The following is a 5,941-nucleotide window of genomic DNA, read 5'->3' on the forward strand; positions in this document are numbered from 1 at the left end:
ACGGAATCCGGAACCGGAACCTCTACGAGCTCAACGAGCTTGTCCAGGACCTTGTCGCGGGCTTCAACACCCTGCTCAACGACCTTGGAGTCGGCAGCCTGCTTGGCGAGGTCCTCACGGAGCTCAGCAAGGGTGTCGAACTCGGAGGCCAGCTGCGCAAAGTCATCGTTGGCCTCGGGGAGCTCGCGCTCCTTGACGGCCTTGACAACAACCTTCACCTGAGCGGACTCACCTGCGTGGTCACCGCCCACCAGGGTGGTGTCGAAGATTGCTTCCTCGTCCGCGGAGAGGCCTGTCACGGCTTCGTCGAGGCCTTCAAGCATGGTGCCGGCGCCAACCTGGTAGGAAAGGCCTGCTGCTGAGTCGATTTCTTCGCCGTCGATGGTGGCGGTGATGTCGATGGTAAGGAAGTCATCGTTCTTGGCGGGACGCTCAACGGACTTCAGCGTGCCGAAGCGGCCACGCAGTTCGTCGAGGGACTTCTCAACGTCAGCGTCGGAGGACTCTGCTGCAGCGACCTCGACCTTGATGCCGGCGTAGTCCGGGAGCTCGATCTCGGGGCGGACATCGATCTCCACCTGGAACTTGAGCTCACCATCGGTTGACGTGGGGTCCGGGACCTCGGTGATTTCAACCTCGGGACGGCTCAGGGGGCGAACGCCCGTTTCCTGAACTGCAGCCTGGTACCAGCCGTTGAGGCCATCGTTGATGGCCGTCTCCAGGACGTAGCCGCGGCCAACGCGCTGGTCGATCAGCTTGGTGGGAACCTTGCCCTTGCGGAATCCGGGGACCTGGATCTGCGAAGCAACGGTCTTGTACGCGGCATCGATGCTCGGCTTCAGTTCCTCAAAGGGAACCTCAACGTTGAGCTTGACCCGCGTTGCGGTGAGGTTCTCGACAGCGCTCTTCACAGTCTAAGTACTCCTGATTTTGTGGGTATGGGGTTCTGTCGCGTCCCTGAGGCGGACACAAAACACAGAGTCGGGGTGACAGGATTTGAACCTGCGACTTCCTGCTCCCAAAGCAGGCGCTCTAGCCAAGCTGAGCTACACCCCGAATGCACAGGACAGTCTACGGGCAAGCGGGCCAGGAATGCACATTTGACACCGCCGCCGGAATTAGGTTTAGTTGTACCCGGCTTGAACAGCCACCGGGAAGATGTCCTGAACATGGATATCCGTCCTGGGGACGTAGCTTAATGGTAAAGCCTCAGTCTTCCAAACTGATTACGCGGGTTCGATTCCCGTCGTCCCCTCCAAGGGAAAACGCCCCGATCCTCGGATCGGGGCGTTTTTTGTTGCTGCTACACCTGGCAGCCAGGACACCAATAGAGCTTGCGCGCTCCAATTTCCGTGGTGCCCACAAGCGTCCCGCAGGCCCGGCAGGGCAGCCCGTCCCGCTTGTAGACAAAGTGGGCATCGGCGTCGGGCGCTACGGGGCCGCCTCCTGTCCACAGCGTGGAGGGCGTCGTAACAATCCGTCCGTCGCGGACGCCGTCGGACATGGTACTGACGGTGTCATCCCAGAGGCGACCCGCGGTTTCGGCATCAATACCGGTACCCGGCGTCCAGGGATCCACTGCCTGCCGGAACAGCACCTCCGCGCGATATATGTTGCCCACCCCTGCCAGGACCGACTGATCCATCAACAAAAGCGCCACCGCCGTTTTCCGGCGGCGCAGACGTCGAATGAACTCTTCGCGGTCACCCGGCCGGTTGTGCAGCGGGTCCGGCCCCAGGCGATCCATGACCGCTGCTGCTTCTGCCGGCGTGATGGCAGCACAGGTCGTGGCACCGCGGAGATCCGCCCAGCCGTGCTCCGAGACCAAACGGACACGGACTGCACCCACAGGAGCCGGCGGACCGGTGTAGGCGTCCTCGTCTGAAGATGGGCCCGTCTCCCGTTCGCCGATACGGCGCGGCGCGCCAATGCTGGAGGCGCCCGTAAAGGAACCGTCACCGCCAAAGCTCCAGGCACCGTAAAGACCCAGGTGCACGTGAAGGAAGAGCTCATGGTCGAACTTGAGGAAAAGCTGCTTGCCGTGAGCGTTTGCCTCAACCATGGTGTGCCCGTCCAGGAGCTCAGCGCCTGCGGCGAACCGGCCCTGCGGGCTGGATACGCCCAGACGCCTGCCCCCAAAAACATCCTGGAATTGGCGGGCAAGCCTATGGACCGAATGCCCCTCTGGCACTACTCGACGATTTCGCCGGTGTTTTCGTACACCGCGATTTTTCCGATGCGACGCACATGGCGCTCGTCATTGCTGAACGGTTCCTGCAAGAAGGCCTCGATCAGTTCGGTGGCTTCTTCGACCGAGTGCTGGCGACCGCCCACTGCCACGACGTTGGCGTCGTTGTGTTCGCGGGCCAGCTTGGCCGTGGACAGGTTCCAGGCAAGCGCGGCGCGGACGCCGTTAACCTTGTTCGCAGCGATTTGCTCCCCGTTACCCGAGCCGCCCAGCACGATCCCCAGTGCATGGACCCCGGCCTTCTGGTCCGCCACAACGGCCAGGCCTGCATTGATGCAGAACGAGGGATAGTCATCCAGGGCGTCGTACTCCTTGGGTCCGTGATCCACCACTTCATAGCCCTTGGCCGTGAGGTGGCTGACCAGGTGGGCACTCAGTTCCATGCCGGCATGGTCAGTAGCGATGTGGACGCGGGGTGTAGTCACAGGAAGTCCGTTCTTTCTGGAGCGCGGGACGGCGACGGGCCGGGCGCGGCGATGAGGGATGCGCTACCTAGGGTACCGCTACCGGGACTGGTTGGGCTGTCCGTCATCACGGGCACGGCGGGCGGCCCGGTTGAGGATGCCCGCGAGTTTGTCCGCGGAAGCCTGGGAGCCGGCGCTGAGCGCCACCTTGCCCCCATTCAGTTTCCTCACGACGACGGCGGGGCCGCTGCTGACCAGCATTGCGGTGGCATCATCGTGGTGACGCCAGCCCCACCCGCCATAATCAGCGGCTTTGACGTCCATCGGGGCTGCTGCAGCGATCTCGACGGCGGGGACGGTCAGGACACGCACGACGCCACCGGCGAAGACCTGCAGGCCTCCCCTGTCAGCGCGCACGCGGGCAAACAGGAATCCCGCGCCCACCAGGGCAGCCACTGCCACCAGGGCTCCGAGCCAGGGAACGGCCACCGCTATCAAGGCTGCCGGGAACACAGCAGAAACAATGATCATGATGAAGACCGAACTCCGGGCATGCACCCACAGGCGGAGCGTATCGCGGGCCAAATCAGGGTCAGCGAGAAGGGTGAGCTCTTCCTGGAGCGCAACATCGTCCTCACGGGTCCAGCGCGGATCGGGTTTAAAGGCGAACATCATGACAACGCCCAGGGCCACGGCCGCGCCGCTGCCCATGGCCAGCACGATCGGGTCCACATGGGATTCCCGCGCATCCGCCAGCCCCGATTGGCCCACCAGCCCGGCAGCCACCACGGTGGTGATGAAGAGGCTCACTGTCAGGCCAAGGCCCATCATGACGCGCCGCATGACAACGGGCCTGGTAATCGACACCGCTTGGAGGAAGACCGCCCACCCGCAGAGGGCGATGAGGGCTGCGCCGCCGGCCACGTAGGCGCCGAAGGGCGCGAACGAACTGCCGCCGTCGGCGTTCCACATGACGGCCACCGGGTTGGGGAGGTCGTTGCGGAGCATTTGGGCGCACACCACAAAACCCACCGAGAGGAGCAGCGGAAAGGCAATCGCAAACCTCAAAGCGCGGAAATCGAGAGTGTCCCGGAACGATCCCATAATCCAACGCTACTCCGTGGGACGACACTGTGGTGTACCGTCCTTGCCTTCCAGCAATGGAGTGAAAGAATAACTTCACACCATCGTCCGGCCGCGATTGGCCGGTCACCCCGAATACTTCCGGAGGCACCACTTGCCAGGCCTGAACCTCACGCGCGACGAAGCCGCGATCCGCGCCCGACTGCTCAACGTCGAGTCGTATAACGTCACCCTGGACCTGACCCGGGGGCCGGAAACCTTCGGTTCAACCACCGAAGTCAAGTTTTCTGCGACACCGGGATCGTCCACCTTCATCGACGCGGTTACCTCGGCGGTCCACAGCGTGACCTTGAACGGCATTGAACTGGATCCTGCGGACGTCTCGGATGGCGTCCGCATCCAGCTTCCGAACCTGGCCGCCCGGAACGAACTCGTGGTTGTCGCCGACGCTCCGTACATGAACACGGGCGAGGGACTTCACCGCTTTGTTGACCCCGTGGACGGCGAGGTGTATCTCTACACGCAGTTCGAAGTTCCGGACTCGCGGCGCATGTTCGCAGTTTTCGAGCAGCCCGACCTCAAAGCAAGCTTCTCGTTTACGGTCACGGCGCCCTCGCACTGGGATGTCATCTCCAACTCCCCTACGCCGGTTCCTGTTCAGGCACCCGCCGGGGAAGACGGCGACGCCCGCTCTGTGTGGGAATTCGCGCCCACTCCCCGCCTGTCCTCCTATGTCACCGCATTGATCGCCGGACCGTACCAGTCCGTCCGCTCCGAGGTCACAAGTTCCGACGGACGCGTCATCCCGCTGGGAGTCTTTGCCCGCAAGTCCCTCATGCAATACCTCGATGCGGACAACATCTTCGACCTGACCCGTCAGGGATTTGAGTTCTTCGAAGCCCAGTTCGGCTGCCCGTACCCGTTCGAGAAGTACGATCAACTGTTTGTCCCGGAGTTCAACGCCGGGGCAATGGAAAACGCCGGAGCCGTAACCATCCTGGAAGGCTACGTCTTCCGTGGGAAAGTCACCGGTGCCCAGATAGAACGGCGTGCCATCACAGTCCTGCACGAGCTGGCGCACATGTGGTTCGGGGACTTGGTGACCATGCGCTGGTGGAACGACCTCTGGCTCAACGAATCCTTTGCCGAATACATGTCCCACCTGGCAGCCGTGGAGAATACGGAATTTGACCGGGCCTGGACCACTTTCGCGTCCGTGGAAAAGTCCTGGGCCTACAAGCAGGACCAGCTGCCCACCACGCACCCGATCTTTGCCGAGATCAACAACCTCGAAGACGTGGAAGTTAACTTCGACGGCATCACCTACGCCAAGGGCGCGTCGGTGCTCCGGCAGTTGGTGGCCTGGGTTGGCCCTGAGCAGTTCATGGCCGGGGTCCGCACCTACTTCGCCAAGCACTCCTGGAAAAACACGGAGCTCGCGGACCTCATGGTGGAGCTCGAGGCCGCCAGCGGCCGCGACCTGGACGTGTGGGGCAAGCTCTGGCTCGAGACTGCCGGGGTCAACACCCTCGCCCCGGAACTGAGGGTTGATAATGACGGAACCATTACCGGATTCGCCATCCTGCAGACCGCGATCGAGGAACAGCCCACCCTCCGTCCGCACCGCCTGGCCGTTGGCTTCTACTCACTCGCCGGTGACGGGAAGCTCGAACGCACCCACCGTGAAGAGCTCGACGTCGATGGTCCGCGGACCGAAGTCCCTGCCCTGGTTGGCAAGGCACGGCCGGACCTGATTTTGCTCAATGACGACGACCTCGCTTACGCAAAGGTCCGCCTGGACGATCACTCGTTGGCCACAGCGAAGGCGCACTTGAAGGACTTCGCAGCCAGCCTGCCGCGGACCCTGGTGTGGGGTTCAGCCTGGGATGCGGCGCGGGACGGCGAAACCCCGGCACGCGGCTACGTGGACCTGGTCCTTGCCAACATTGCCCACGAAACAGACTCCTCGGTCATTTTGGTCCAGCTTCGCCAGCTCGCCACCACCTTGACCTATTACGTGGCCGCTGAACACAAGGCCGAGGCCACCATCGCAGCAGCTGACACGCTCTGGGATCTCGCCTCCTCGGTGGAGGCAGGCTCAGACGCCCAGCTCCAATTTGCCAAATCCTTCACCCAGCTCGCGCGCAGCGCCGGCCAGTTGGACCGCATCCAAGCCCTTTTGGACGGAACCGAAACACTGGAAGGC

The 5,941-nt window shown here is 62.9% G+C and carries 5 protein-coding genes and 2 tRNA genes; 2 read left to right on the forward strand and 5 right to left on the reverse strand.

From position 1 onward, the window contains the following. The coding region (gene tig, locus HP499_RS19695) for a trigger factor (protein WP_172325842.1) at window positions 1-911 on the reverse strand (911 nt) is incomplete at its 3' end. Between the two features lie 70 nt (window positions 912-981). Further along, window positions 982-1,056: transfer RNA gene (locus tag HP499_RS19700), tRNA-Pro, on the reverse strand. A gap of 128 nt (window positions 1,057-1,184) precedes the next feature. On the opposite strand from HP499_RS19700, the gene HP499_RS19705 reads away from it, so the two are divergent. Beyond that, a tRNA-Gly gene (locus HP499_RS19705) sits at window positions 1,185-1,258 on the forward strand. Window positions 1,259-1,303: 45 nt separating this feature from the next. Here the strand turns inward: HP499_RS19705 and HP499_RS19710 are convergent. The 3 genes from HP499_RS19710 to HP499_RS19720 form a co-directional block, all read right to left on the reverse strand. Continuing rightward, window positions 1,304-2,191: an Fpg/Nei family DNA glycosylase gene (locus HP499_RS19710; protein WP_172325843.1), complete on the reverse strand. Its 888-nt coding sequence runs from the start codon at window positions 2,189-2,191 to the stop codon at window positions 1,304-1,306. After that, complete coding sequence (locus HP499_RS19715; protein WP_172325844.1) at window positions 2,191-2,673, reverse strand: ribose-5-phosphate isomerase; 483 nt, start codon at window positions 2,671-2,673, stop codon at window positions 2,191-2,193. The genes HP499_RS19710 and HP499_RS19715 overlap by 1 nt, the downstream gene beginning before the upstream one ends. Before the next feature lie 78 nt (window positions 2,674-2,751). Beyond that, on the reverse strand, window positions 2,752-3,756 hold the full coding sequence (locus HP499_RS19720; RefSeq protein WP_172325845.1) for a hypothetical protein: 1,005 nt from the start codon (window positions 3,754-3,756) through the stop codon (window positions 2,752-2,754). A 133-nt stretch (window positions 3,757-3,889) separates the two neighbouring features. On the opposite strand from HP499_RS19720, the gene pepN reads away from it, so the two are divergent. Then, on the forward strand, window positions 3,890-5,941 hold a 2,052-nt coding region (pepN, locus tag HP499_RS19725), incomplete at its 3' end, for an aminopeptidase N (RefSeq protein ID WP_172325846.1).

Origin of the sequence: Paenarthrobacter sp. CM16 (assembly GCF_013179505.1) — a bacterium.
Taxonomy (GTDB): Bacteria; Actinomycetota; Actinomycetes; order Actinomycetales; family Micrococcaceae; genus Arthrobacter.

Coding starts and splice junctions, on each gene's coding strand:
- HP499_RS19720 (WP_172325845.1), bottom strand. CDS start 3,756: ATGGGATCGTTCCGGGACACTCTCGATTTCCGCGCTTTGAGGTTTGCG.